26 protein-coding genes are annotated in these 26,651 nt (G+C 66.8%); 9 read left to right on the forward strand and 17 right to left on the reverse strand.

All coding sequences use genetic code 11. The annotated features are described in order from the left end of the window. Window positions 1–16 precede the first annotated feature (16 nt). Both G6N34_RS24490 and G6N34_RS24495 read right to left on the reverse strand, forming a co-directional pair. Window positions 17–262 carry a hypothetical protein gene (locus G6N34_RS24490; RefSeq protein WP_133057766.1) on the reverse strand — a complete coding sequence of 82 codons (246 nt, stop codon included), beginning with the start codon at window positions 260–262 and terminating at the stop codon, window positions 17–19. A 136-nt stretch (window positions 263–398) separates the two neighbouring features. Next, on the reverse strand, window positions 399–1,442 hold the full coding sequence (locus G6N34_RS24495; RefSeq protein ID WP_085152096.1) for a glycoside hydrolase family 6 protein: 1,044 nt from the start codon (window positions 1,440–1,442) through the stop codon (window positions 399–401). 47 nt (window positions 1,443–1,489) lie between these two features. On the opposite strand from G6N34_RS24495, the gene G6N34_RS24500 reads away from it, so the two are divergent. Continuing rightward, window positions 1,490–2,239, forward strand: coding sequence for an SDR family NAD(P)-dependent oxidoreductase (locus G6N34_RS24500; protein WP_085152097.1), 750 nt, complete (start codon window positions 1,490–1,492; stop codon window positions 2,237–2,239). Between the two features lie 157 nt (window positions 2,240–2,396). Further along, window positions 2,397–2,825 carry a cupin domain-containing protein gene (locus G6N34_RS24505; RefSeq protein ID WP_085152098.1) on the forward strand — a complete coding sequence of 143 codons (429 nt, stop codon included), beginning with the start codon at window positions 2,397–2,399 and terminating at the stop codon, window positions 2,823–2,825. On the opposite strand, the gene abc-f is transcribed toward G6N34_RS24505, so the two are convergent. From abc-f to G6N34_RS24520, 3 genes are all read right to left on the reverse strand, one after another. Next, the gene (gene abc-f, locus G6N34_RS24510) at window positions 2,826–4,490 is read right to left on the reverse strand and encodes a ribosomal protection-like ABC-F family protein (protein WP_085152099.1); all 1,665 of its coding nucleotides are present in this window, start codon (window positions 4,488–4,490) and stop codon (window positions 2,826–2,828) included. An 18-nt stretch (window positions 4,491–4,508) separates the two neighbouring features. Further along, the gene (locus tag G6N34_RS24515; RefSeq protein WP_085152100.1) at window positions 4,509–5,267 is read right to left on the reverse strand and encodes an SCO6745 family protein; all 759 of its coding nucleotides are present in this window, start codon (window positions 5,265–5,267) and stop codon (window positions 4,509–4,511) included. A gap of 72 nt (window positions 5,268–5,339) precedes the next feature. Further along, window positions 5,340–5,975 (reverse strand): dihydrofolate reductase family protein, encoded by a 636-nt coding sequence (locus G6N34_RS24520; RefSeq protein WP_085152101.1) that lies wholly within the window; start codon window positions 5,973–5,975, stop codon window positions 5,340–5,342. 163 nt (window positions 5,976–6,138) lie between these two features. On the opposite strand from G6N34_RS24520, the gene G6N34_RS24525 reads away from it, so the two are divergent. After that, window positions 6,139–7,167: a fused (3R)-hydroxyacyl-ACP dehydratase subunits HadA/HadB gene (locus tag G6N34_RS24525; RefSeq protein WP_085152102.1), complete on the forward strand. Its 1,029-nt coding sequence runs from the start codon at window positions 6,139–6,141 to the stop codon at window positions 7,165–7,167. Between the two features lie 57 nt (window positions 7,168–7,224). Next, window positions 7,225–8,166: an NAD(P)-dependent oxidoreductase gene (locus G6N34_RS24530; protein ID WP_085152103.1), complete on the forward strand. Its 942-nt coding sequence runs from the start codon at window positions 7,225–7,227 to the stop codon at window positions 8,164–8,166. 20 nt (window positions 8,167–8,186) lie between these two features. Here the strand turns inward: G6N34_RS24530 and G6N34_RS24535 are convergent, their stop codons facing one another. The 3 genes from G6N34_RS24535 to G6N34_RS28350 all read right to left on the reverse strand — a co-directional run bounded on the left by G6N34_RS24535 (window position 8,187) and on the right by G6N34_RS28350 (window position 10,786). Further along, window positions 8,187–9,152, reverse strand: a complete 966-nt coding sequence (locus G6N34_RS24535) for a DMT family transporter (RefSeq protein ID WP_085152104.1) — start codon at window positions 9,150–9,152, stop codon at window positions 8,187–8,189. Between the two features lie 404 nt (window positions 9,153–9,556). Further along, window positions 9,557–10,522: an amidohydrolase family protein gene (locus G6N34_RS24540; protein ID WP_085152105.1), complete on the reverse strand. Its 966-nt coding sequence runs from the start codon at window positions 10,520–10,522 to the stop codon at window positions 9,557–9,559. 129 nt (window positions 10,523–10,651) lie between these two features. After that, entirely contained in the window at window positions 10,652–10,786 is a 135-nt protein-coding gene (locus G6N34_RS28350; RefSeq protein WP_264017123.1) for a hypothetical protein, read from the reverse strand. 162 nt (window positions 10,787–10,948) lie between these two features. Between G6N34_RS28350 and G6N34_RS24545 the strand changes: the two genes are divergently transcribed. Then, a complete protein-coding gene (locus tag G6N34_RS24545) occupies window positions 10,949–12,022 on the forward strand; it encodes an NAD(P)H-dependent amine dehydrogenase family protein (protein ID WP_085152106.1) in 1,074 nt (357 codons plus the stop codon). A gap of 23 nt (window positions 12,023–12,045) precedes the next feature. Then, the gene (locus G6N34_RS24550; protein WP_085152107.1) at window positions 12,046–12,657 is read left to right on the forward strand and encodes an IMPACT family protein; all 612 of its coding nucleotides are present in this window, start codon (window positions 12,046–12,048) and stop codon (window positions 12,655–12,657) included. A 346-nt stretch (window positions 12,658–13,003) separates the two neighbouring features. Here G6N34_RS24550 and alr read toward each other — a convergent pair whose 3' ends face one another. The 3 genes from alr to G6N34_RS24565 all read right to left on the reverse strand — a co-directional run bounded on the left by alr (window position 13,004) and on the right by G6N34_RS24565 (window position 15,936). Continuing rightward, window positions 13,004–14,224, reverse strand: a complete 1,221-nt coding sequence (alr, locus tag G6N34_RS24555; protein ID WP_085152108.1) for an alanine racemase — start codon at window positions 14,222–14,224, stop codon at window positions 13,004–13,006. A gap of 66 nt (window positions 14,225–14,290) precedes the next feature. Beyond that, on the reverse strand, window positions 14,291–14,680 hold the full coding sequence (locus G6N34_RS24560) for a RidA family protein (RefSeq protein ID WP_085152224.1): 390 nt from the start codon (window positions 14,678–14,680) through the stop codon (window positions 14,291–14,293). 14 nt (window positions 14,681–14,694) lie between these two features. Continuing rightward, on the reverse strand, window positions 14,695–15,936 hold the full coding sequence (locus tag G6N34_RS24565; protein ID WP_085152109.1) for an NAD(P)/FAD-dependent oxidoreductase: 1,242 nt from the start codon (window positions 15,934–15,936) through the stop codon (window positions 14,695–14,697). Window positions 15,937–16,027: 91 nt separating this feature from the next. Between G6N34_RS24565 and G6N34_RS24570 the strand changes: the two genes are divergently transcribed. After that, complete coding sequence (locus G6N34_RS24570; RefSeq protein WP_163645500.1) at window positions 16,028–17,533, forward strand: PucR family transcriptional regulator; 1,506 nt, start codon at window positions 16,028–16,030, stop codon at window positions 17,531–17,533. 20 nt (window positions 17,534–17,553) lie between these two features. On the opposite strand, the gene G6N34_RS24575 is transcribed toward G6N34_RS24570, so the two are convergent. Beyond that, the gene (locus G6N34_RS24575; RefSeq protein ID WP_085152110.1) at window positions 17,554–18,741 is read right to left on the reverse strand and encodes a cytochrome P450; all 1,188 of its coding nucleotides are present in this window, start codon (window positions 18,739–18,741) and stop codon (window positions 17,554–17,556) included. Window positions 18,742–18,994: 253 nt separating this feature from the next. Between G6N34_RS24575 and G6N34_RS24580 the strand changes: the two genes are divergently transcribed. Then, window positions 18,995–19,357, forward strand: a complete 363-nt coding sequence (locus tag G6N34_RS24580) for a nuclear transport factor 2 family protein (RefSeq protein WP_085152111.1) — start codon at window positions 18,995–18,997, stop codon at window positions 19,355–19,357. 95 nt (window positions 19,358–19,452) lie between these two features. Here G6N34_RS24580 and G6N34_RS24585 read toward each other — a convergent pair whose 3' ends face one another. After that, window positions 19,453–20,559 carry an acyl-CoA dehydrogenase family protein gene (locus G6N34_RS24585; protein WP_085152112.1) on the reverse strand — a complete coding sequence of 369 codons (1,107 nt, stop codon included), beginning with the start codon at window positions 20,557–20,559 and terminating at the stop codon, window positions 19,453–19,455. An 8-nt stretch (window positions 20,560–20,567) separates the two neighbouring features. Next, complete coding sequence (locus G6N34_RS24590) at window positions 20,568–21,728, reverse strand: acyl-CoA dehydrogenase family protein (protein WP_085152113.1); 1,161 nt, start codon at window positions 21,726–21,728, stop codon at window positions 20,568–20,570. A gap of 164 nt (window positions 21,729–21,892) precedes the next feature. Here G6N34_RS24590 and wrbA point away from each other — a divergent pair, with 164 nt between their 5' ends. After that, window positions 21,893–22,501: an NAD(P)H:quinone oxidoreductase gene (wrbA, locus tag G6N34_RS24595; RefSeq protein ID WP_085152114.1), complete on the forward strand. Its 609-nt coding sequence runs from the start codon at window positions 21,893–21,895 to the stop codon at window positions 22,499–22,501. Here wrbA and G6N34_RS24600 read toward each other — a convergent pair. The 3 genes from G6N34_RS24600 to G6N34_RS24610 all read right to left on the reverse strand — a co-directional run bounded on the left by G6N34_RS24600 (window position 22,498) and on the right by G6N34_RS24610 (window position 26,479). Continuing rightward, the gene (locus G6N34_RS24600) at window positions 22,498–22,986 is read right to left on the reverse strand and encodes a hypothetical protein (protein ID WP_163645502.1); all 489 of its coding nucleotides are present in this window, start codon (window positions 22,984–22,986) and stop codon (window positions 22,498–22,500) included. The two genes, wrbA and G6N34_RS24600, sit on opposite strands and share 4 nt — an antisense overlap. Before the next feature lie 83 nt (window positions 22,987–23,069). Continuing rightward, window positions 23,070–24,446 (reverse strand): ethanolamine permease, encoded by a 1,377-nt coding sequence (gene eat / locus G6N34_RS24605; RefSeq protein ID WP_085152226.1) that lies wholly within the window; start codon window positions 24,444–24,446, stop codon window positions 23,070–23,072. A gap of 95 nt (window positions 24,447–24,541) precedes the next feature. Then, the gene (locus G6N34_RS24610) at window positions 24,542–26,479 is read right to left on the reverse strand and encodes a primary-amine oxidase (protein WP_085152116.1); all 1,938 of its coding nucleotides are present in this window, start codon (window positions 26,477–26,479) and stop codon (window positions 24,542–24,544) included. Window positions 26,480–26,651: the final 172 nt, after the last annotated feature.

Raw genomic sequence — 26,651 nt, forward strand, 5'->3', positions numbered from 1 at the left:
AAAGCGTATGTGCGGCCTAGTCGCCCGGGCCGACGTTGCTCGGGTTGATCTCGCCGGGCTGGATCGGCTTCGGTTCCAGCGAGCCCTTTGTGGTGGGCACCAGGGTCTCCTCGGCGGGAGTGGTCGTGGTGGTGGTCGTGGTCGTCGTGGTGGTCGGCTCGTCCTTCGACTCGCCCTGGCACCCGACCACCGCGAACATCAAACCGGCGCCGACTGCGGCGGTTACCAACGTCCTGGCGGTGAACTTTGAAACGACTGACATCTGCAGCCCCTCACTTGTAATGGAGCCACGCGCAGTATCACGAGCCCCGACGTCGCCGAGATTACCTGAGATCGGGGATCCTGACATCCGAGAAACCCGAAGAACCCCTGCGTGACGGCGGTCCGTCGCGACTGCGCTAGTGACCCGCGTTGCGTGCGAGATCGATCGCGTACTGGTTCACGAAGGTCCCCGCGCCGGGTTCGCCACGGTCACATGATCCGTCGGACTCACCGACGCGCTTGACCCACAGATAGGCGTCGGCATGCGGGCCGGCCGTGGCGGTGGTCGGCGGGGTGCCCAATGCACGTCCCTTGGGATTGCACCAATTCAGCGCGCCATCGTGCTCAGGCCCGGCACCGTTGCGCGAGGTGTCGATCACGTAGTGCGAACCGTTGGTGAGCCCGGAGATCGCTTCGCCATAACCGATCTGCTCTTCGGTCGTGTAGTAGTTCGTGACGTTGAGGCTGAATCCCCGCGCCCGGTCGATACCGACTTCATTCAGCCTGGCGGCCATGTTCTCGGCGCTCAGCCACCGCGAGTGTCCGCCGTCGATGTACACCGCCGCCGCGGGATCCCGAGTCAGGGCGTCGACGGCGTAGCGGATCAGATCGAAGCGTTCCTGACGCTGATCGGCCGACAGGCAGTCGGCCATCGCCAGGGCGTCGGGTTCGAGGATGATCACCGCAGGCGCGCCGCCCAGGCCGGCCGCGACGGCGTCGATCCACTGGCGGTAGCCGTCGGCCGAACCGAACCCGCCCGCCGCGTAGCTGTAGCAGTCGCGATGAGGAAGGGCGTAGATCACCAGCACCGGCGTCGCACCGACCGCGCCCGCCGCGCCGACCAACCCGCTCACCGTGCCGGTGACTGTGGACGCGGGAAATGCCTGGTCCAGCCAGTACGCCTGCGGAGTGTTGGCGACGTAGTCGAGTTGCGGGCTCGGCGGGTTGGCCGCCTTCGCGGCACGCATCGCCTTTGAGATGGGGTCGACGTAGAAGGTCGTGCCGTCGAGCGGGTTGGCCTCGCTGGCCAGCCGAATCTCGGGCGCCAGCCCGGGTTGAGCCGGGGTCGACAGACCCACACCGGCCAGGGCCGTGACGGCGACGAGGGGAGCTATCCAGCGCGCGACTGCACCATCTGAGAACACCACCGCAAGGTAATCGGGCTTATGGCGGAACGCCAATCCACCCCCGCCGGAATATCCGGTCCGCTTGCCGCCTTGAATCCTCCATGAACAATGCACTCCGCGGGAGGACCGCTCTAGTCACTGGTGCGACCGCGGGTATCGGCTACGCCATCGCCAGGCAACTCGCCGCGGCGGGCGCCGCGGTCACGGTCCACGGACGCAACGCGGAACGCGGCGCAAAAGCCGTGCAGGACATCGAGAATGACGGTGGGCGGGCTCTGTTCGTCGCCGCGGATCTGGCCGATGTCGAGGATGTCCGCAGGCTCGCGGAGGAGGTCGGTGACGTCGACATCCTGGTGAACAACGCGGGTGTCTACCGGTTCGCCGGCACCCTGGAGACCACCGACGCCGACTTCGACGAGCAGATCAACACCAACCTGCGCGCACCCTATCTACTGGTGCAGGAACTCGTGCCCGGCATGCTCGAGCGTGGGGACGGGATCGTGATCAACGTGACCACGGTGGCTGCCAGCACGCCCGCGGCCGAAGCCGGCATCTACGGTGCGGGAAAGGCCGGCCTCGAACTGCTGACCAAGCTGTGGGCCGACGAGTTCGGCGCTCGGGGGGTGCGTGTCAACGCTGTCGCACCCGGCCCCACACAGACCGAGGGCACCGCCGCGCTCGGCGACCAGCTCATTGAAGGACTCGGCCGCACAACGGCTTTGGGTCGTACCGCGACGGCCGACGAGATCGCCAACGTGGTGACGTTCCTCGCCTCCCCCGCCGCGAGCTACGTCAACGGCGCGATCCTCGCCATCGGGGGCGGCTCACTCGCCATCCGACCCGCGGCCTGACCACTCGGGGTCACCCGAAAGGTGGCTTGTTCACACACCCAGACGAATGCGGTCACAGGTCGACTCTCGGTGAAACGAAATTCTCGGTGAATTCAACGCCGTTTCCGCGTGCCCATGCGAGGGTGTCGCCGGAGACCGACGACAGGACACCGGCGCCATGAGCCAACTCAATCCCGCCCAGACCATCATTCGCGTGCCCACCGATATCGTCTGGCGCACGCCGCAGGGCGCTCCGCCGGATTCCGTCGAAGAGGCCGTGCTGAGTGGGAGCGAGACGGCGGCCGGGCAGTACCTGGTCCTGATGAAATGGCACCCCGGATACTGGAGTGCGCCGCACTTCTACCGCACCGACCGACTCTGCATGGTGTTGTCCGGTGTCTGGTGGTGCAACAGTGGCCCGGACTTCGACCCAGCCCAGGCCGTAGCGGCTCCGGCCGGTTCGTTCGTGCATCGGGTCGCGGGAACACCCCATTACGACGGCGCCCATAGCGACGCCGCCGAACCGGCCGTCATCGCGGTCACCGGCATCGGGCCAGTCGAGCAGACCTGGGTGCACCCGTCGGAGCCCCCGCTGCGGATCTTCTGACTACAGCTCGGACACCTGGCCGCCGTCGACCAGCCAGGAGCGGTCCAACCGGACGTTCTGCAACATCCGCCGGTCGTGCGTCACCAGCAGCAGTGCCCCGTCGTAGGTGTCCAGCGCCTGCTCAAGCTGCTCGATCGCGGGAAGGTCGAGGTGGTTCGTCGGCTCGTCGAGCACCAGGACGTTGGTGCCGCAGGCCTGCAGCAGCGCCAGTCCGGCTCGGGTCCGTTCCCCCGGGGAGAGCTCGTCGACGGAGCGCTCGACATGGTCGGCGCCGAGCCCGAACTTCGCCAGAAGCGTCCGCACCTCGGCAGTCGGCCAGGTCGGCACGTGCTGCTCGAAGCGATCGACCAGCCGACCGGGACCGGAGAACTCGGCGCGCGCCTGATCGATCTCGCCGATCGCGACGTTCGCGCCCAGGCTCGCTCGTCCCTCGTTCGGCTGCAGACGTCCCAGCAGGAGCCTCAGCAGGGTCGACTTGCCCGCGCCATTGGGGCCGGTGATCCCGATGCGCTCACCGGCATCGACTTGGAGCGAGACTGGCCCAAGCACGAAATCACCTTGTCGCACAACGGCATTGGCGACGGTCGCGACCACCGAACTGGACCGCGGTGCCGACCCGATGGTGAACTGCAGCGACCATTCCTTGCGCGGTTCGACGACCTCCTCGAGGCGCGCGATCCGGCTCTCCATCTGGCGGACCTTCTGCGCCTGCTTCTCGCTGGATTCCGTGGCGGCGCGCCGGCGGATCTTGTCGTTGTCGGGTGACTTGCGCATCGCGTTGCGAACGCCCTGGCTCGACCATTCCCGTTGGGTTCGGGCGCGGGCCACCAGATCAGCCTTCTTGTCGGCGAACTCGTCGTACTGCTCACGCCGGTGCCTGCGCGCGATCTCACGCTCCTCGAGATAGCTCTCGTACCCGCCGCCGAAGACCCTGGTGGTGTTCTGCGCCAGGTCGAGTTCGAGCACCGCGGTGACGCTGCGGTCCAAGAACTCGCGATCGTGGCTCACGAGCACCACGCCGCCGCGGAGGTCTCGAACGAACTGCTCCAGGCGTTCGAGGCCGTCGAGGTCGAGGTCGTTGGTCGGCTCGTCAAGCAGCACGATGTCGAACCGCGACAGCATGAGCGCGGCCAACCCGACCCGGGCGGCCTGCCCGCCGGACAATGCGGTCATGGGCGTCGTCTCGGGCCGCACAGCCTCAGAGTCGAGTCCCAGGTCTGCCAGCACCGCCGGCAGCCTCTCGTCGAGATCGGCCGCGCCGGTGACCAGCCAGTGGTCGAGCGCGGCGGCGTACACCGTCGACGGATCCGTGCCCTCGATGCCCTGGTCCGGATCGGCCAGGGCCGCGGCCGCGGTCTCCATCGCCAGGGTCGCCTCGGCACATCCGGTACGCCGTGCGATGTATGCCGCCACGGTCTCCCCCGGCACACGCTCATGCTCCTGCGGAAGCCACCCGACGAACGCATCGATCGGTGCGACGCTGACGGTGCCGTCGAGCGGTTCGAGGTTTCCGGCGAGGATCCGCAGCAGGGTGCTCTTACCTGCGCCGTTGGCGCCCACCACCCCAATGACATCCCCCGGCGCGACGGTCAGGTCGACGCCCTCGAAGAGGGTGCGGTGGGCGAATCCGCCGGCCACATTCTTGGCGACGAGCGTTGCGGTCATGGCCGCAATGGTCGCAGATCAGCTGGGGACGGCCGCCTTCAGCGACGCCAGCGCCGCAGTGCTCAGCCTGGACAGCTCCTCGGCCTCGGCGGGTTCGAGCGCACCCGCGAAAATCTCGGACATGCGCCGGTTGGTCGCCTGCTCGACCTCGTCGTAGCGGTCCTTCTTGTCGGCTCCGTCGGCGTACGGCTCCGCCCAGCCGAACATCGAGGCGTACTGCGGCCCCTTGTTGAGCATGTGCGCCTCGATCGGGGTGATGCCGGAGATCGTCAGTGCATTGAAGTGCACCGCGGCCCGCAGTTCGCGCAGCACGAACATCACCTGAAGCGCTCGCGCGGGCGCATCGTCGGCCAACGGCATCGCACGCCAGCCGGCATACAGCGGCAGGCCCGCGATGGGCGTAGCGGCGATGAGCTTCTCACCCAACGCCGCGATCCGCTCCAGGCCTTCAGCACCGGACAGGTACTTGCGCCCGAAGTCTGCTGCCTGCGTCCAGTACTGCTCGGCCGCACCCGCAGCGCCGCGCACCGCGACGCCCTCGTCCCACAGCGCCGCCACTCCGACCGGTTCGAAGACCGCGAACACCGCACCGACAGTGTCACCGCTGGCCTCACCCAGCACTCCGCCACGACCCGCCACGTAACCCGCCAGCGGGTTGGCGTAGCCGGCGGCGACGCTGGCGCCGAAGTTCTCCGGGTGCAGCATGAAGACCGCAACGGCCTCCTCCATCGCCGCTCCGGTCTCGGTGGCAGCGTCCAGCATGACGGTGTCGCTCATCGCGATGACTCCTCAGTGAGTAGCAGTGCCTGGGTCGCAGCCGAACCCTACCCACCGCCGGATCCCTCGACGTCAGGAACGCCCACGATCGGGTGCGTCCATGTCGCCGGTCGCGGGAACACCGTCGGCCAGCCCGTACCGCAGTAAGACGACGCCGTGGGGGCTGCCCGAGGGAGGCTCGAGAAGCGTGAGATTGGTGGGTACGGCGCCGCCGCCGAACACCTTCTTTCCGGTGCCCAACACGATCGGATGCACCCAGAGATCGAGGCGGTCGAAGAGTTTCTCGCGAAGCAGGGTCTGCACGAAGTCCAGGCTGCCGACGACCTTCACGTTCTCGTGTCGCTCGCGGACATCGCGCACCGCTGCGGCCAGGTCCGGGCCCAACTGCGAGGATCCGGCCCAGGAGAGGTCGGGGTTGCCGCGGGAGGCCACGTACTTGGGGACGCGGTTGAACAGCGTCGCGATGTCGTCGTCCGCGCCGCCCTCCTGATGCGGCCAGTAGCCAGCGAAGATGTCGTATGTTCGCCGGCCCAGCAGGAGCGCGTCTGTGCCCGCGTAGGCGGCGCCCACCTGGGCCCCCGACACCTCGTCGATCAGGGGCGCCTGCCATCCGCCGAACGTGAACCCCTCGGGGTCCTCGTCGGGACCGCCGGGCGCCTGCCCGACGAGGTCAAGCGTGGCGAACAGTTCGATGTGGATGAGACCCATGCGTGACTCCCGATGACTTGGTTGTATCGGGTAGACCCGCGTGCGGCGGCAGACTCATCGGGACGTCGCCGACCCGGATCGGCTTTTTTGCCCACGGTGCGCGCGCGTTAGGGTGCTGGGGACGCCCTCAGCGAATACGCCGATAGAAGAGTTGAGCAGATTCATGACCGCAGCAGCAGACACGTCGACCCTTGAATCCCGCGTCGGCCACTACTACCAGATGGACGGCACCTACCTCGTGGGCCGCGAGAAGATCCGCGAGTTCGCGCGGGCCGTGCAGTCCTACCACCCCGCACACTGGGATGTCGACGCCGCCAAGGCGCTGGGGTACTCCGGCCTGGTTGCGCCGTTGACGTTCACCTCGGGCCCCGCGATGGCCTGCAACCAGCGCATGTTCGAGTCGGTCGTCGTCGGCTACGACATGTACTTGCAGACCGAGGAGGTCTTCGAGCAGCACCGCCCGATCGTTGAGGGTGACGAACTCAAGATCGACATCGAACTGACGTCGGTGCGCCGAATCGCCGGGCGCGACCTGATCACCGTCACGAACACCTTCACCGACACCGCGGGTGAGATCGTGCACACGCTGCACACCACCGTCGTCGGCGTCGGAGGTCACGAAGTGGATCCCGAGATCCGACCCGCCGTGCAGGGCGTGATGATGCACGGCATCAACATGCTCGGCGCCCAGGACACCGACGCGCCCTACGTCAAGACCCTCCGCCCCGAGGGTGAGCGTCGCATCGCCCAGGGCGGCACGACGCGCACGCCCGCGTCGCCGGCGTTCGACGACGTCAAGGCCGGTGACGGACTGCCGGCGCAGCAGGCCCGACTGTCCCGCGGCGACCTGGTGAACTACGCCGGTGTGTCCGGCGACGCCAACCCGCTGCACTGGGACGAGAACATCGCCAAGCTGGCCGGCCAGGAGGACGTGCTGGCCCACGGCATGCTCACGATGGGGTTGGGCAACAGCTTCGTCACCTCGTGGACGGGTGATCCCGGCGCGGTGACCCGCTACGCGGTGCGCCTGTCGCAGCCCGCGATCGTGCCGGCCACCGGCGCCGAGATCGAGTACAGCGGCAAGATCAAGTCGCTGGACCCCGAGACCCGTTCCGGTGTCCTCCTCGTCGGCGCCAAGTCGAGTGGCCGGAAGATCTTCGGCCTCGCGACGCTCAACGTCCGCTTCCGCTGACAGCGTCGGCGCCGGGCTTCATGATGAGCGGGTGAATCGCTCAGGCCAGGGGGTCGCATGAAAATTCTGGTGCCAGACACCACCTTGATCGAGCTTGAACCGATCGAAGATGTCGTCGTCGTCCAGTACGCGGTGGCAGAGCCGATACCGGAGGAGCACACCGACGCGCAGATGCTGGTCGTGTGGGGCAATCCGCCCGCCCAGCTCGCGCGCGAGGCCACGCGGCTGCACCGGCTCGAGTTCGTGCAGTCACTGTTCGCCGGGCCGGATTCCGCGCTGGCGGCGGGTTTCGCCGAGAACGTGGTCATCGCCGGCGGTCAGGGCCTGCACGATGCGACCGTCAGCGAACACGCGCTGGCGTTGATCTTGGCTGCGGCGCGCCAACTTTCGCGCACCGTCCGGGCGCAGATCGGACACCGCTGGGCGGGCGAACTCGTGGCTCTGCAGGCGTTCGAGAATCAGCGCGCATTCACGACCCTGCAGGACGCCCATGTGGTCATCTGGGGATTCGGCGGCATCGCCCGCAGCCTCGCCCCGCTGGTGCGGATGCTCGGCGCCCGGGTGACGGGCATCGCCCGTTCGGCACGCACCGAGGACGGCGTCGACGTGGTGTCCAGCGATCGGCTGGGTGAGGTGCTGCCGACTGCCGACGTGCTGGTGATGATCCTGCCGTCGACGCCGGAAACCGCTCACGCTCTTGGGGAATCGGAGTTGCATCTGCTGTCGAGTCACGCGTGGCTGGTCAACGTCGGGCGGGGCAGCACTCTCGACGAGGCCGCGCTCGTGCGTGCCCTGCGTGACGGTGAGTTGGGCGGGGCGGCCCTCGACGTCGCCGAAGTCGAGCCTCTGCCGGTCGATTCGGACCTCTGGGATCTGCCCAACGTGATCATCACGCCGCACATCGCCGGCGGTCGGCCCCGCGGTGCCAGCGCGCTGATCGCCGAGAACGCGATTGCGCACATGACAGGCGGTGCCATCCGCAATCTAGTCGCACGTTAGTCGGGCGTCGAGATCCTGCGTCAGTTCTGCGCCGAGACCGACGAAATAGGGGTCTCCTCTCGCACCTTCCCGCCCGTGTGTTGGTGTGAGCGGGTCCGGGAGGAGGCCGCCCAGGGCGCGAGTGCGCACGCGGCGAGGACCACGGCCCCGCCCGCCCACTGAAGCGGCGTCAGGCTTTCGTGCAGAACCAGGGCCGCCAGCACGACACCGACGACGGGTTCGAGTATCCCCAGCAGACCCATCGCCACGGAGCCCATGCCGCGAACCGCGTAGAGCGCGCCGCACACCCCGACGGGCAGCAGCACCAGGCCCTGCAGCAGGGTCACCTGCCACGCCGCCGCGGACAGCGAGAAGCTCCCGCCCTGAAACAGCGCGACGGCGCCGATCGACAGCGTCGAACCCGTCGTCACCAGACCGGTCGCGACGACGGTGTCGATCCGATGCACCCACCGTTCACTGCCCACCAGGTACAGCGCGTAGCTCATGGCGCACACCAGCGCCAGGCCGACGGCGGCCAGCGAAGCGGTGGCACCGCCGGTCAGCGCGACCATGATCAGTCCGCTCAGGGCCGCCAATGCCAGGAGGCACGAGCGCCACGACACGGGTACGCGGTCGCGCAGCGCCACCAGGATGATCACCAGGATCGGATACACGTGCGTGACCACGATGGCCGTCTGGGCACCGCCATGCTGCATCGAGCCGAAGAACGCGAACACCTGAAGCCCGTGCAGCGGACCGCAGACCACGACCAACCAGACCACTGCGGCCAGCGGGATCCGGCGCAGTCGCCCTGTGAGTGCGCAGAGCAGTCCGATTCCGACCATGGCGCAGAGACCGCGAAGCGTCACCAGAACACTGGGGCTCACGCCGTCGGCCAGGCCGAACATCGCCACCACCGGGACGGTTCCGAAGGCCAGCACCGATGCCATGCCGGCCGTCCAGGCGCGGCCCCGCCTCTGCGTGCTGGTCTGGGTCGGCTCATTCATCGTCGGAGATTCCAATGTCGGAGCCACGCCGGGTGAAGTCCTTCATCCGCCGGACGGCGACGGATGGTTCCGCACCGAGACGTGGGAACGTCTCCACCAGACCTCCTCGGTCGACTGCCGTTCCCAGGCCGGCGTAATGATCTTGATCCGCCGGCCTGGGCGTCGGACAGACTAGTCGGCGAGCAGTTCCTTGAGCTCAGGGGACACCTTGCGCGACTGCTCGCGCGCGAACTGCTGGACGGAGACGTTGGCGCAAGCGATGGCCGAGCAGTTGGCGGACGAAGTCACCTTGGTCGACGCCGCGGCGGCCGGAGACGTTGTGGCACACGCTGCGCGATCCGCCCTGCAGCGCGGTGCGGCCACAGTGGTGCCCCACGTCGAGTCGCTGTCGCCCGGCGACCGGGTTACGGAGCGATGTGGAGCAGACGCTCGGCGTTGAGGTGACTGATCTTGGCGCGATCAGCCTCGGTGATCGGCGCTTCGGCCAGGAAGGCGGTCGCGGTGGCGATGTCCTCGTACGGGTAGTCGGTGGCGAAAAGCACGTGCTCAGGCCCCAGCGCCGACAGCGCGCACAGCAGCGGCGGGTTGTCGCACACCCCGCTGGTGGTCACGAAGAGATTGCGGCGCAGATACTGCGAGGGGTGCCCGAGTGCCAGCTCGACGCCGTGGTGGCGGTGCCAGTCCCACCGTGAGTCCAGCCGCCACAGCGAGTAGGGCAGGCTCTCGCCCATGTGCCCGAGCAGCAGTGTGGCGCCGGGAAAGTCATCGAAGACCCCGCCGAAGATCAGCCGCAGCGCATGCGTTGCGGTGTCGGTGCCCCAGCTCCACATCGGCCCGATCAACTCGGGGTGACCGCTGATGACGTGGGGAGTATCGAAACCGTTCGCCGGGTGCAGGTACAGCGGGACGTCCAGGGCTTCGGCGCACTCCCACACCGCCCGCAACGGCGGCGCGTCCAGATAGACGCCCAAGGTGTGGGCGTTGACCAGGGCCCCACACATCCCGAGCTGCTCGACGGAACGCTCAAGTTCCTTGGCGGCAGCATCCGGGTTCTGCAGCGGCAACGCGGCGAAACCTCGATATCGGGTCGGGTTGGCGGCGATCAGCCCAGCCAAGAAGTCGTTGGCCTCGGCCGCACGGGTCACCGCGACCTGTGGATCCGGCTCGGCCTGAATGCCCGGTGCGGTCAACGACAGGACCGCGACGTCGACCCCAGCGGTGTCCATGTCCGCCAGTCGTTGTTCGGCGAGGTCGGTCAGCCGTCTGGAGGCCTCCGCCCAGATTTGGGGCTGGGCCAGTTCGCGGGTGGCATCGCTGTAGTGGGCGAGCTCGCCGGTGAGAAAGTGCTCCTCCAATGCGATGGTGCGCATTATCGCCCCCGCTTCCGCCCCTGATCCTGCCCCTGATCCTGGTGCCGACACTACTCGCCCAGCACGCACCGCCAACGAGCTCCGGGAAGGCCGCCCGGCCCGGATTCACGGCCTGATCGAGGCCCATAACTACGGGCGTTGGTGTGCTGAGTCGTAGCCGCCGTGCAACGGTTGGTTCTCCACGCCGGGATAGAACTGATCGGTGGGGCCGACGATCAGCACGATCAACCCGAACAGGGTTCCGAGCATGATGACTGCGCCCACGTACCCATCTCCTCGCTTATTTGGATAGCGGCCACTCTCTTAAGTAATAAGATAGTGATGACTATCTTGAGCGGAGTCAACAGATCAGCGGAACTCAAGACGCGGGACGTGGGTGTCCGTTCAAGATGTGGGAAACGACCGCTGACAGGACGGATCCGCCGTATGCGCAGAGTTGTGCAGTACTCCACCGGGAATGTCGGCCAGCATTCACTGCGCGCCATCATCGGCCGTCCCGATCTCGAGTTGGTCGGGGTGCACGCCGCCGATCCGGCCAAGGTCGGCCGCGATGCGGCGGAGTTGTGCGGGCTCACCGAGCCGACGGGAATCGTCGCCACCGACGACGTCGACGCGCTGATCGCCCTTGCACCGGACTGCGTGGTGTACACCGCCCTCGGCGAGACCCGACCGATGGAGGCGCTCAGCGAGATGTCGGCTCTGCTCGCCGCCGGAATCAACGTCGTGGGAACGTCGATGGTCTGGTTGGTGACGCCACGCCAGGCCGATGACTGGCTGCGGGTTCCGCTGGAGCAGGCCTGCGCCGCGGGCAACTCCTCGCTGTATGTCAACGGCATCGATCCCGGGTTCTCCGGCGACACCGCCGTACACGCCGCGCTGAGCCTGGTGACGCGGGCGGCGTCGATCACGGTGCAGGAGATCTTCGACTACGGAAACTACGACGACTACGAATACACCGGAACGGCAATGGGTTTTGGGAACACAGCCGATGCCGAACGGCCACTGACCTTCCGGCCCGGCGTGATCGCGACGATCTTCGGCGGCCTCGTCCGCAATCTCGCCGCCCATCTTGACGTGGAGTTGGACGACATCCGTGAGCGCTACGAACCGTGGTACTCCGATCAGCACATCGAATGCCGCATGACGACCATCGAACCCGGGCAGTTGGCCGCGGTGAAGTTCTCCGTCGAGGGTGTACGCGGCGGTGACACCGTCATCACCGTCGAACACGTCAACCGGCTGACCTCGAAGGCAGCGCCGGACTGGGAGTTCCCACCCGACGGCCAGTCCGGCGTCCACAAAGTGGTCGTGGAGGGCGAGCCCCGGATCGAGATGAGCACGAGCCTGTCGCACCCCGCACTCGACGTGACCGAGGCCGGTTGCCTGTCGACGGCCGCGCGTGCCGTCAATGCCATCGACTGGGTCTGCCGGTCCCCCGCGGGACTGGTCGCGCTGGAGGACATCCCGCCGACCGAGCTCATCCGCGGTGTCATGTGGTGAAGGGCGTTTCCTAGACTTCGGCTATGCCGTTCACGCTTCCGCACGGGGCCAGCCCAGCCGCGGAGGAGGTCATCAAACGGTCGCGCTTCACCGCCCGGGTCCGGCACGTCGAGTCCGAGCAGAGCTTCAGCGAGTTCCTCAGCGACGTGCGCGAGTCTGACCGTGCCGCCGGGCATCACTGCTGGGCCTTCATCATCGGCGACGACGCACGGATCGAACGGTCCAACGACGACGGGGAGCCCGGCGGCACCGCGGGAGCACCGATCCTGGCCGCGCTGAGATCACGGGACCTGACGAACGTGGCGGCCGTGGTCTCACGCCAGTACGGCGGGGTCAACCTCGGCACCGGCGGACTCGCACGGGCCTACTCCGGAGTGGTGTTGTCCGCGCTCGAAGGTCAAGCACTGTGCCCACGGGTTCGCGCCGAACTGTTCCTGCTGTCCATCGATCATGCCAAGGCCGGCAGGGTGGAGGCCGAACTGCGCGGACGCGGGTTCGACGTGGTCGACGTCGAGTACAGCGCGCAGGCGGTCTTCACGGTGGCGAGCACGGACGCCAGCGCCCTGTCCGCCGCGGTTGCCGGAATGACCTCGGGAAGCGCGGAGCTCGTCCCCGCCGGACACGTGTGGCGATGACGGCGGAAGTGTCCACCTAGGGTCGCTTTCCGCCGATGATGGTCAGCGCGGAATCGCAGCCCGCATCGTGCCCGAGTTCTCCATCGGTCACCTCAGGGCGCGCTTTTGAAGTTTCTGCAGTCGAGATACTCTGTGGCCAAGACTATTTCATGGATTTTCGCCGACAGATCCGCTCGGCTGACACCGAAACGCGGCAGCAGTTCCTCGTCCGGCGGACCGCCATACACAGCCCACACGCTCACGAATTCGAGGAGTGCGCGATCGAAGCCATCGAGTGAGTCGCCGCGGGGATGAATCCGACAGCGGTGTTGGAGAACCGCAGCAGCCATCCTCTGATCCCATTCCTTCATTGCGCGCAGCTGCACCCACGCGTGCGCCTGCAGTTGAACTCATCGCGCGAACAGCATCCGCCGGCCTGTATGTGGGTGCGGATGACACGTCCGCCGCGCGGACTGGTCACCACCTCGTAGTTGATCGTGTCCATCAGATCAGCCCAGTCCTGCGCGGTCTGCTCACCCGAAGCCCCCGGGCCGAACAGGATCACCTCGTCTCCCACGCAGACATCCGTGATTCCCGGCCCCAGGTCAACGACGAACTGGTCCATGCACACCCGCCCGACGCTGCGGCGCCGCACACCGTTGATCGCCACTTCAAGGCGGCCCCCGAGTCCGCGAAAGACCCCGTCCGCGTAGCCCACCGGCACCAACGCCACCGTCGTATCCCGGTCGGCGACCCAAGCGTGTCCGTAGGACACCCCCTCGCCCGCGCGGACCGGTTTCACCAACGCCACCGGGGCCTTCAATGTCATCGCAGGACTGAGTCCGAAATCACCCCGGCCCGCAATCGGGCTGAGTCCGTACACGGCAAGCCCGGGTCGAACCATGTCGAACGCCAGATCGTGCCGCGCGATGGTCGCCGCTGAATTGGACAGGTGGGCAACCTCGAACTCCAGACCCATCCGGCGTGCTCGCTCACAGAGCCGGGTGAAGGCCTCGTACTGACTGTCATTGGCCGGATGCTCGGGTTCGTCACCACACGCCAGATGGGACATCATCCCGCGGACCCGCACCGCATCAGCGGAAACCGCCCGGCGCAATGCATTCACCAGTTGGTCGAAGTAGGCTTCCGGAACACCGTTGCGGTTCAGGCCCGTATCCACCTTGACGGTGACCATGGCAGTGATCCCGGTTCTGTGGACCGCATCCAACACCTCGTCGAGTTGTGCGAGCGACGACACCGCAAGCTGTACATCGGCGACAAGCGCTGGTCCGAAGTCAGTTCCGGGCGCGTGCAACCACGCCAGGACCGGAACGTCGATACCGTTGCGGCGCAGCGACAGCGCCTCCGGCACGGTGGCCACCCCGAGCTCAGCGGCTCCCGCCTCCAGTGCGGCACGGGCCACCGGCGCCGCACCGTGACCGTAGCCGTCGGCCTTGACCACGGCCATCACCGCGGCCGATCCCGCATGTTCCTTGAGCAGTCGCACGTTATGCGCGATCGCCGAAAGGTCTACCACGGCTTCCGCGGTCGGCTTCACTGTCACCGACTCAGGGCGTATCCCGCTCATCTGTCCGCCGGATTTCGCTGCATCGCACGCCACTACGGCTGTGTCCCAAGGCCTGACACCGAGCGATCAGGCCAAAGCCACGATGGCGTCGATCTCGACGGTGGCACCCATCGGCAACCCCGCCACTTCGATTGTGGTGCGAGCGGGCACCTCGCCGTCGCTGAAGAACTCCGCGTACGCGACGTTGATGGCGGCGAACTCGCTCAGCCTTGTGGTGTAGATGGTGGTGCGCACCGCCCGACTGAGATCGGTGCCCGCCTCCGCGCACACCGCCGTCAGGTTGGTCAGACACTGCCTCACCTCGGCAGCCGGATCTCCCGCGTCGATCGATCCGGTCGCCGGATCAACCGGCAGTGACCCCGAGCAGTAGAGCATCCCAGCATGGGCGACGGCCTGGGCGTACGGTCCGATTGCGGCGGGGGCGGCCGCCGACGCGATCCGGGTCAATGTGGTCAAGGACGTCTCTTTCGTCATCGAAGTGGGCTGACGGCTCGAAGCGCTTCGGGCAGTCGCTCGGTGGTGATCAACTCGCTCACCAGCTTGCCGGTGACCGGACCGAGAGTGATGCCCCACATGCCATGGCCGCCGGCGGCGAACACGCGCGGGCTCGCGGTGCGACCGATGAGGGGCAGCCCGTCGGCGGTGCAGGGCCGAGCGCCCACCCATTCGTCTTCACGGACGTCGAGGTGCGCACCGTTCAACAACTCGCCAGCAGCGTTGCGCAGCACCTGGATACGCCGATAATCCATCGGCGCATCGACATCGCGGAACTCCATCATCCCGGCGATGCGCAGGCGGTCGCCCACCGGCGTACACGCCACGCGCTGAGTGGGGAAGTACACGGGGCCGCGGGGCAGATGGTCCACCTTGACGGTGAAGCTGTAGCCCCGGCCCGCCTGCACCAGGCGTCGGACTCCGAAGGGCTTCAACAGTCGGTTCAGCCGCGCTCCTGTCGCCACCACAACGGCGTCGAACTGCTGGCCGCCCACGACGACGGTGGAACCGGTGTCCCGCACTTCGGCGATGTCGGCGCCGGCCACGATGTTGCCGCCCCGCGCGAGCACCTGGTCGGCGAGGGCATGCACATACGCGGCCGGATTGAGGAAGCGCTCGTCGAGGATGCGGATGGCCGCATTGACCTGCGGGGAGAGGGCAGGTTCCTGCGCGCGGGCCGTCTCACCGTCGAGCACCTCGAAGTTCACGGCCTGCCCGGCCGCCCGAATCTGATCGAACTCCTCGAGCAGCGTTCTGCGATCGGCCTCGCTGCGGTAGGCGGCGATGAATGGTTGTGCTGGCGCGGACTTCTCCGGCATGGCCACTTCCATCTCGTCGAAGGCGGCCAGCGCATCCCGGTTGAGCGGGATGAGTGCCTGCATGGCTTTGTGCCAGCGGGATGCCGTGCTGTTGCGGACAAACTGCAGCAGGAAGCGGATCAATCGGGGATCGACGGTGGGCGGAACGTAGACCGGTGACGCATGACTCAGGAGCGCGCGCACACCGTATTTCAGGACGGCCGGCTCCGGCAGTGGTGTCGCGATGCTGGGGGTCAGCCACCCGGCATTTCCCCAACTCGACCCGGCGGCCACGCCGTCCGAATCGAAAACCGTCACGTCGACGCTGCGCTCCTGGAGGTACCACGCCGTACACAGCCCGACCATGCCCGCTCCGATGATCGCCACGCGTTCCGGACGGCCGCCGTTCAATGCATTCATACGTACATATTCGAGCCCAAGGCTTCGACACCGGTTGTCCCAGATGGACAACAGTTCGGGCCATCGTAGTGCAGCTAATACAATCGCTGTCGTGGCCACGGCGATCGAACTCAGCGAACTTGTGGCAGCTGGGATGCTGTCGGTGGTGGTACAGGGCACCGGAACCTCGGTTTCATCGGTTCACTTCTATGGCGAGACCGAGCGACCCCCACAGGGGTGTCTGATCGCCGCAGCCGGTGCGACGGACTTCGAACAGCAGGAGAACGCGGTTGCGCTCGCGGGCGCCTCAGGCGCCAGTGTTGTGGTGGTACGACAACTTGCGGCGACTGCCACGTCGGACCGGTGCGGCGAACTCGGAGTGACCCTGGCCGAACTCGGTCCGCAGGTGGGATGGTCACATCTGGTGTGGTTGGTGCGCAGCCTGATGGATCGCGCAGAAGTGGTCGTCGGGCCGGAATCGGCGGCACAACAAGGGCTTTTCGCTATGGCCGACGCGTTCGCCGCAATGCTCGGCGCGCCCGTGACCATTGAGGACGCACACAGTCGGGTGGTCGCCTATTCGGCCACCACCGATGGCGCAGACAGTACGCGCACTTCGACAATCATGAGTCGTGCGGTTCCCGCAGAGGTCCTTCGGCGGCTGCGTGCGACCGGGGTCCTCAAACGGTTGGTGCGTGATGTCCGCCCATTCATCGTTCCCGCCATGGAGCCAGGGTTTCTCCAACGCCTGGTGATTCCGCTCCGCGTGGGCGGCCAGACTGTCGGGTCCATTTGGGCCATCTGGGACGGTCGTCTGGATCCTCAACTGGAGGCCCAGTTGACGGCCACTGCATCGGCCGCCGCCATGAGCCTGGTACAGCTGAACGCCAGCATCGACCTGGCTGGCCGCTATTCAATCGAAAGCACCCGCGCGGCGCTGCGCGGCGACTGCGACGCCGCGACCAGCGGTTGGGGGATGCCCTTCCACCGTTGCAGAGTCGTTGCGCTGCAGAGCCTTTCCGCGTCCACCGGCTATGACGACGTGTCGCTCTGGCGTTCCTACTTCCGTAAGAAGTCCTGGCCAGACCCGATCCTCGCCGACGTCGACGGGGTCACCTTCGCAGTGGTCCCCGACCGGCCAGGCCCAGGTGGCTGGGCCTGGCTCGCTGATCTGGCTCGCACCTCGGCTCCGGCCCCGATGGCGGCCAGCAGGCCGATATCAGGCAGTCACGGGCTGCCGTCAGCTCGACAGGAGGCTGCCGAGGCGTTGGGTGCAGTGTGTGCCCTCGGCCACCCCGTCGGCGCCTACGAAGAGGTGTGGGACACCGTCGCACTGCGACGCGCGGCTGCGGCCGTGGCGTCCATCGACCACGACGAACTTCGGCGGCTCTACGATGCCCAGTCCGGGGCCCAACCCCTCGCGAGCACCCTGCGCGTGTGGCTCGAATGCGCCAGCGACATCAGAGAGACCGCTTCGATCCTCCATCTGCATCCGAACACGGTTCGACACCGTATGAAGAAGATCGAGCAGCTGGTGGGAAGCTGTCTACAGTCACGGTCGCAACGACTTGCCACCTTGTTGTTGTTGCGAGGATGGGATGAGGTGCCGCCGACCTGACAGCCGGACCGTCCATATCCTCAGCCGACGACGGCGGGCATCGAGTCCCAGCCCCGCACGGTCGACGTGCGAGAGCGTCGCGCGTTGTCCATGTCGACCGTCCACTCGGGGAACCGTTTGAGCACCTCTTCGAGCGCCACGCGGCCCTCCAGGCGGGCCAGCGGGGCGCCGACGCAGAAGTGGGCACCGCGGCCGAACGTGAGGTGACCACCCGGCCTGCGGCGGATGTCGAACCGGTCGGGATCCTCGAAATGCCGCTCGTCACGGTTGGCCGAGGCCAACATGAGCAGCACCGCACTGTTGGCCGGTATGACCTGGTCCTGGAACGCGACATCGGCCGCGGTCACGTAGCGCGCGACGTGCGGACCCGGAGGTTCGAAGCGCAGCAGCTCGTCGATCGCGCCGGGAACCAAGGAGTGATCCTCGACGAGTTCCTTACGCTGGTCGGGGTTTTCGGACAACACCTTGCCCATCCACCCGAACAGTCGGCCGGTGGTCTCGACACCAGCGCCGGCGACGACGGCCAGGAAGATGATCAGCTCCTGCTTGGTCAGCTTGCGGGTGGTCCCGGTCTCGTCCTCGAACTCGACGTTCAGCAGCTCGGTGATCAGGTCATCGGACGGGTTCTTCTCCCGCCACTCGATGCACTCGCCGAACATCTCTCCGGTGAAGTAGTGGTCCTTGTCGATGTTCATGGGCTTCCCGGCCTCATTGCGCAGCGACGCATGGGCGTGCGCGCGCACCGCGGGCTGTTCGGAGTCCGGGATGCCGGCGAGCATCCCGATGGTCCGCATCGGGAGTTCGGCACCGAGGTCCTGCACGAAGTCGAAACGTTCTCCGCCGACCAGCGGATCGAGGCACGCGGTGCAGAACGCGCGCACCTTGTCCTCGATCGCGCGCATCTTCTTCGGGGTGAACGCACGTGCGACGATCGCGCGGTGAATCGTGTGCAGAGGGGGATCCTCGTTGATGAACACGCCGGGCGGGATGACCGGGTCGGTGAGCACCACTTCGAGGATGTCGCCCTTGGCGGAACTCAGGCGCGCGGTGTCCTTGAGGCCCGCGTCGACGTCGGCGTAGCGGCTGACCCCCCAGAAGTTGTGCTTCTCGTTGTAGAACACCGGGGACTCGTCACGGATCCGGCGATACGTCGGGTAGGGGTCGAGGTCGATCTCGAAGTCCCAGGGGTCGTAGTACAACTCGCTCATGCGTGTCCTCCGCGGTCTGTCCGGGCGACCATACCCGATCTGCTGTACGCACGTACAGCATCCCCTCTCCCCAGCGCAGCATCCCCCGTCCCGCGCGCAGCATCCCTCTCCCCAGCGGGCGGGCGGGTTTGTACGCGACACACCGGGCCGCGTGCGCACGTACCGATGCGACCGCTCGACGTTGCCGTGATGGACAGTCGTCAGGATGAGCAGGGGTTGACTCTCCCGCTGCGGGACACCGCACGCTGACGGCATGACACTGCGACACGAGAACTCCACCGTCACCTGGGATGAGCTGCCCGCCGCGGTCACCACCTGTCTGCGGGCACTCCGGGATCGGGATGCGGCCACCGCCCTCACCACCTTCGCCGCCGACGCCGAGGTGACCGATGAGGGCAGGACGGTGCGCGGACGCTCAGCCATCGCCGACTGGCTCAGCTCAGCGGGCAGCGAATTCACCTACACCACAACGTGCATCAGCGCCACCATGCCCGACGCATCGAACGTCGACGTACTCCAGCGCCTCGACGGTGACTTCCCCGGCGGTGTGGCCGAGCTGCACCACCGGTTCACCCTCGTCGGCGGCCTCATCCGCCGGCTGGTGATCGAACCCTGACCCCGTGAGACGACGAAGACCTCCGGGCGGAAGCGGCCTCACCGGCTCGCGGTCACCCGGAGGTCTTCGACGACGCTCAGCTCAGGAGCGTCTGCTCACAGCATGGCGATCTCGTAGTCGCTGATCTGATCGATCAGGACATGCAGCTGGTCCTGTGCCGAACCCAGCGTGTGGTCGATCGCAGTGAGTCGCGCCGCGTAGTGCGCCACCGGGTACTCGGCGGTGATGCCGATCCCGCCGTGCAACTGGATGGACTCCTGGCTGATGTGCCGTCCCGAGCGCGCGACCTGCAGCTTGGCACGGGCAGCGATCGTCGGGTCCAGGGTGCCATCGGCGATCGACATCGCGGCGTAGAGGTTCATGCTGCGGGCCAACTCGAGCGAGACGTACATGTCCGCGGCACGCTGCGTCAGCGTCTGGAACGTGTTGAGCGTGACGCCGAACTGCTTGCGGCTCTTCAGGTAGTCGCTTGTCAGTCGCAGCGACTCCTCCATCGCGCCCAGCGCCTCAGCGCACAGCGCCGACTGGATGCGGACGAGTGCCCGCTCGATGACGGCCGTGGCGTCCACCGCATCGCCCAGCGGTGTCGCGGGTGCGCTGTCCAGGTCGATCTGCGCGCCGCGCTGACCGTCGAAGGTCTGGAATCCGGTCTTGGTGACCGCGTCACCGTGTACCAGGAACAGTCCCGTGCCGCCGTCGGGCAGCGCTGCGGTGACCACCAGGGTGTCGGCGGTGTCGCCGGCCAGCACCGGGTTCTTCCGGCCGCTGATCACCCAGGCATCGCCGTCGCGCTCGGCGGTGGTCGTGACGCCGGCAGTGGGAAGCCGCATACCGGGTTCGGTGTGCGCGAACGCCAGCAGCAGGCGGCCCTCGGCCACCTCGTCCAGAAGCTGCTTCTGCTCATCAGAACCCTGGTCGACGATCACCGAACCGGGAGCCAACGCGGCGTGCAACAGTGGCTCGGGAGCCAGGCGCCGGCCGAATTCCGTGAGCACCAGCATGATTTCGATCTGGCCGGACTCCTCCGGATCGAAACCGAGGCCGAGGATCCCGGTGTCGGCCAACTGGCTCCACACGTCTCGGCTCCAGCCGAGGTCGCTGGCGATGACCTTGTTGCGGCTCTCCGCGTCGTAGCTGCGGGCCAGCAGGTCTCGGGTGGTGTCGCGCAGCAGTTCCTGCTCATCGCTGAGTTGAAAGTCCATGGTCTACCTCACAGTCCGAGGATGGTCGAAGCGATGATGGTGCGCTGCACCTCATTACTGCCGCCGTAGATCGATGTCTTGCGGTAGTTGAGGTAGTGCGGCGCGCTGCCCTGGGCCCAATCCGGCGAGGCCACGGCGTCACCCGCCTCGAAGGGCAATGCGTCGGGGCCGGCCACCTCCACCAGCAGTTCGGTGGTGATCTGCTGCAGTTGGCTGCCGCGCAGCTTCAGCACCGACGAGGCCGGGTTGGGCTGTCCGTCCTTGGAGCCCGACGCGACCCGCATCTGGGTGAGTTCCAGTGCCAGCAGGTCGTTTTCGGTCTCGGCGATCCGCGCGGCGAACAGCGGGTCCTCGAGCAGTCCGGACGCGGCAGCGCGCTTCTTCACCTCGGCCAGCCGCACCTTGGTGGTGCCGATGTGGGCGATGCCGGTGCGCTCGTTGCCCAGCAGGAACTTGGCGTAAGTCCAGCCCTGGTTCTCCTGCCCGACAAGCTGATCGGCCGGGACGCGGACGTCCTCGAAGAAAACCTCGTTGACTTCGTAGCTGCCGTCGATCAGCTTGATCGGGCGCATGGTGATGCCCGGCGTATTCAGGTCGATGAGCAGGAACGAGATGCCGGCCTGACGCTTGGGTGCGTTCGGGTCGGTGCGCACCAGGCAGAAGATCCAATCGGCGTACTGACCGAGCGTGGTCCAGGTCTTCTGACCGTTGACCACGTAGCTGTCGCCGTCGCGCACCGCGGTGGTCCGCAGAGACGCCAGGTCCGAGCCGGCCTCGGGCTCAGAGAACCCCTGGCACCAGAAGATGTCGAGGGCGGCCGTCGGTGGCAGGAAACGCTCCTTGATCTCCTGCGAGCCGAACTCGGCGATCACCGGTCCGACCATCTTGGCGTTGAACGTCAGAGGCTCGGGGACCGACGCCAGCTGCATCTCGTCCAGCCAGATCTGGTGCTGGGTCGGCGTCCAGTCCTTGCCGCCCCATTCGACCGGCCAGTTCGGTACGGCCAGGCCGTGCTCGTGCAGGAGCTTGTGGCTGGTGACGATGTCCTCGCGGCTGAGGTGACCACCCTTTCGGGTGCGTTCACGCAGATCAGCGGGGAACTTGGTGGTGTAGATGGTGCGGAGTTCGTCGCGGAAGGCGGCTTCCTCCGGAGTCAGTGCCAGCTGCATGTATTCAGGCTAGCCCACCGGTTGGTCGGGAGATCTGAGAGCCGTCTTTTCGCCCGCTCAGCGGGACGCCGCGGCCGGCTCCGCTCCCCCAATCCACGGACCCCGCACCACGGTGGCGGGCACCATGGGGTGACTGCACGCACCATCTCCCCGGAGGTCCAGCGATGACGAAACTGGCAGTGATCTACTACTCGGCGACCGGGCACGGCACCAAGATGGCCGAGCGTCTGGCCGCGGCGGGTGAGCGCGCGGGCGCGGAAGTCCGGGTCCGGCACATCGCCGAGACCCGAGATCCCCAGACCTTCGCGCAGAACCCTGCGTGGGCGGCGAACTACGAGGCGACCAAGGATCTGCCCGCCGCGACCGGTGACGACATCGTCTGGGCCGACGCCGTGATCTTCGGTTCCCCCACGCGCTTCTCCAGCACGGCTGCGCCGTTCCAGACCTTCATGGACAGACTCGGCGGCCTCTGGGCGCAGGGCAAGCTGGCCGACAAGGTGTACGCCTGTTTCACCTCCAGCCAGACGATGCACGGCGGTCAGGAGACCACGCTCATCGGGATGTACACCTCGTTGATGCACTTCGGCGGCGTGCTGGTGCCGCCGGGCTACACCGACGGCCTGAAGTTCGCCGACGGAAATCCCTACGGGGTCAGCCATGTCACCGGCCCGCACAACCAGAACGAACTCGACGACGCCACGCTGGCCGCGCTGGACCATATGGCCACCCGCGTCGTCACCGTGGCCGCACGCCTGGCCGGCGGCAGCCCCTAGCACCGCCTCGCGCGTAGGGCGATCCCGATGCAGAGCAGGATCTGCGCGGCGGCCAAGGCGGTGGGCACGTAGAAGAACCCGTCGAACTGCACACCATGGGCGGGCGCGTGCGACATCTCGGCCAGTTCCATCGCCGATGAGCCGTGGTGGTGTTCGCCGCCGCCTCCCGCGGGCGCGGAACTGCCGGCCATGGCCAGCATGAGGCAGAGGTGGATGCCCAGCATGACGGTGGCCAAGCAGCCGGCCACGAGCACATCCTGCCGACACGGAGCCCGCCACAACTTTCCGACGCATGGCACACACAGTGCAGCCACCACCGCCATCGCCAGCGTCACCTTGGGGTGGTGCTCGAAGTGACCGACGAGCATCGGGATGTGCCCCAGGACGCAGGCGACCGACAGAGCCGCTACGAATCGTCCGGCGCGCCTGCCTATTTGAGGGTTCGTCGGGACATCCGACGGACGTACCGGGTTCGCGATCGCCATATCGTTCGGTCCTTCCAGGATGAGTTCCCCTGTGGGGCAATGCCTGTTCGAAACGCATTGCCCCACAGGGTCAGTGATGTAGGTCAGACCCCGAGTTCCCGCTCGGCCTGTTCCAGTGCGGCAAACTCCTCTTCGGGTGCCCTCGCCACCAGGTGATGACGGCTGTAGAGCGCGAAGTAGGCGATCATCACCGCGTAGGCCAGTGCCGCCCACAGCACCACCGAGGGTTCGACGACGAACCCGGCGGTGAGCGCCGCGACCGCCAGCAGCAACGCGGTACCGGAGGTGACCACACCGCCCGGTGTCCGGTAGGGCCGGTCGAGCTTGGGCTCACGGACCCTGAGAATGATGTGCGACAACATCATCAGGATGTAGGACACCGTTGCGCCGAATACCGAGATGAGGATGAGCAGATCACCGGTGCCGGTCAGCGACAGACCGAAGCCGATCAGACCCGGCACCACCAGGGCCAGGAACGGCGTCTTGCGACCGTTGGTCAACGACAGCACCTTGGGCAGGTAACCGGCCCGCGACAGGGCGAACGTCTGCCGCGAATAGGCGTAGGTGATGGTGAAGAAACTCGACACCAATCCCACCAGGCCGATGACATTGACGAACTGGCTCAGCCAGGTGGTACCGCTACTGGCCTCCATGGCGTCGATCAGCGGGTTGTCGCTGCCACTGATCGTGGACGCACCCGACCCGCCCGGTCCGAGCGTCAGCAGCAATGCGGCCAGGGTGAGTAGCACCAGCACCCCACCGATGAGACCCTTCGGGACGTCGCGCACCGGGTTGCGCGCCTCCTCCGAGGCGAGCGGAACTCCCTCTACGGCAAGGAAAAACCACATCGCATACGGCAGAGCGGCCCAGATCCCGATCACTCCGAACGGCAGAAAGGTGCTGGCGCCGGCGGCGTCGGTCGGAGCGATGTCGAAGAGGTTCGCGGTATCGAAGAACGGTGCCATCCCGATGCAGAACGCCAGCAGGCCGATCACCGACACGATGGCGATGACGAACATCAGCTTGAGCACCTGCGACACCCCGTAGAGGTGCAGTCCGATGAAGGCGATGTAGAACACCGCGTACACCCACGGTCCGCTGATCCCGAATAACGATTCCACGTAGGCGCCGATGAAGGTCACCACCGCGGCCGGTGCCAGCACGAATTCGAGCAGAACCGCTGTCCCGGTGAGGAATCCACCCCATGGACCCATGGCACGACGGGCGAACCCGTATCCGCCGCCGGCGGTGGGGATGATGGATGCCATCTCCGCCAGCGCGAAGCACATCGTGGTGTACATCAGGCCCATCAGGCCGACGGCGATGAGCATGCCGCCCCAGCCGGCTTCCCCGATGCCGAAGTTCCAGCCGGCATAGTCGCCCGCGACGACGTAGCCGACGCCGAGTCCGATCAGCAGCACCGGCCCGGCGGAACCACGCTTGAGCTGGCGGCGACGCATGTACTCGTCGCCGACGTTCTCGTAGTCGACTCCGCCCGCCGCGTGCACGGTGGCGGGCCCGGCCGGGCGCGGCCGTGCCACGCTCTCGTCAGCGGTCACTGGTCGCCCTCGCAGCCGCAGTGTCCACCGACGGTCTTCTTCTCCGGGACAGGCAGATTCAGTGTCGGGTTCTGGTCGAAGAAGCCGTGCGGTTGCAGGATGAACCCGACGTGCTGGCGCGGCATGACCGGCCAGTCTTCGAGACGCACCACGTGGTGCATGCCGAACGTGTACCAGACCACGAGGTCCTCATCGACGATGCTGCGGTTGTCGGCGATGTAGGCGGGCAGCCCATCGCCGCCCCGGGACTGGTTCGGGTCCCCCGCCGGATACCGCTCGGCCTCGTCGAAGGCGGTGACCCAGAAGTTCTTGGTCGCGAAGCCGGCGCGCTTGTGCACCCAGGAATCGGGCGTCGCGCACAAGGTGATCGCATCGGTGGGCTGCAGCCGATAGGCCACCGGTTCATCCACGATGTTGCGGCTGTCGTGGTTGACGATCTTCCAGAACCGGTGCTTGCTCGCGTCGGCCAGGCGGGCGGCGTCCTGTTCGCGTTCCAGCAGTCGGTCCACGGTGTAGAAGCAACTACCGGTCGGATTGTCCTCGGGGATCACGGTGTCGACCTCGTAGGCCGCGTTGCGCGGACCGTCCAACTCGAAGTCCAGGCGCACATTGAAGATGTGCTGGTGGATGGGTGCGTACAGCCCGGAGTTGTTCAGCGTCTGCCCGTACAGCGATTTGGTGCCGGCCTCCTGGCCGGCCGTCGACAGGATGCCGGTCGCCTTGACCAGGAACTCGATGGTGCCGTCGAGGTAGAGATGCCAGTAGAAGCCGTATTCGTAATTGGCGACGGTGGCGATGAACGAGATGACCAGCTTGCGGGAGCGGCGCACCTCGGCGGTGTCCTCGCGGTAGTCGTAGTGCTTCCACTGGATCGAGTCGTCTTCTTCGTGCATGCAGACGGCGTTCTTGATGGTGAACGGGTTGCCGTGGCTGTCGCTGACCACCCCGTCGAAGTACTGGATCTCGCCCAGGCAGTCACAGCCGAGCGTCAGCGAGTTCGCCAGGGCGCCGATGTTGTATTCGCCGGCGTCGAACGCGTTCTTCTTGTACTGCACCGGGGACGGGTCACCGTAGGGCACCACCATCTCGACCAGCGATGCCCGGTTGAGCACCGACCGGTCGCGTCCCTTGTCGTGAAAGGTCATCTGGTGCAGCACCAGTCCTTCGCGCGGGGTGAATCCGACCCGGAACTTCCAGTCACCCCAGGTCACGTGCTGGCCGTCGACCTGGAACGAGCGGCCCTCCGGGGAGCTGATCTCGATCGGCTTGATGTCGGTGCGGGCTGGTCCGACGTACTTGGGCAGATAGTTGCCGGTGGCGTGCGGGACCGGGATGAAGCCGTTGTCCTCGACTTCGATGACCTCGCCGTTGTTCAGGTCATAGACGACGATCAGGCCCTCGGCGGGATGTGCGTAGGGACTGTCGTCCGGTTCCTGGCGCGCGAAAACCAGCGCCCGCATCAGGCGGCGGTCCTGGTCGTCGACGCCGTAATAGCCCGCCGACCACGGTTCGATGCACACCAAGTCGAGGTCGGTGAGGCCGCGGCTGGCCAGGGCTGCCACCACCCGCGGGTCGCGCTTGGAGTTCACCTCGACCTCGTCGAACTCGTCGAGCATGATCGGTGGCTGCGATCCCGCCGGCCGCAACTGCCACTCCGTCACGGATTCCGACGCCAGGTCGACGTGCGCGGTGAACGAGTCGCCGGTTGCGCGGTCGATCAGCACAGCGTAGGCGGTACGGCGAATGGCCGAGGGGTTCTCCCGCACAAGCTGTTTGGCGGGCTCCTCCAGTTCCACCTGGACGAAGCGGAACGACTCGGCGCCGGCCGGGCCGGCTTTGAGGACCGCCACCGCCCGTGAGATCTCCTCTGCGGTCAGGGGGTCGAGGGGGTGGGCGGATCCGGACATGGTCCGCTCGAGTTCTTGGATCGACATGGGGGCTCCTTACGGCCTGGTACGTCGCTGGCGGCCCTCGGCCGCGGGTGACGAAATCAAGGTATGGCGCGTCTGTGATCCGGCACACAGCCCGTGAGCACCTGGAGTGAGAAGTTTCCGGCAAAAAACTTCTCGGGCGCGTTAACGTGCCCGAAACATTTTGGCCATCACC

Origin of the sequence: Mycolicibacterium confluentis, from assembly GCF_010729895.1 — a bacterium.
GTDB lineage: Bacteria > Actinomycetota > Actinomycetes > Mycobacteriales > Mycobacteriaceae > Mycobacterium > Mycobacterium confluentis.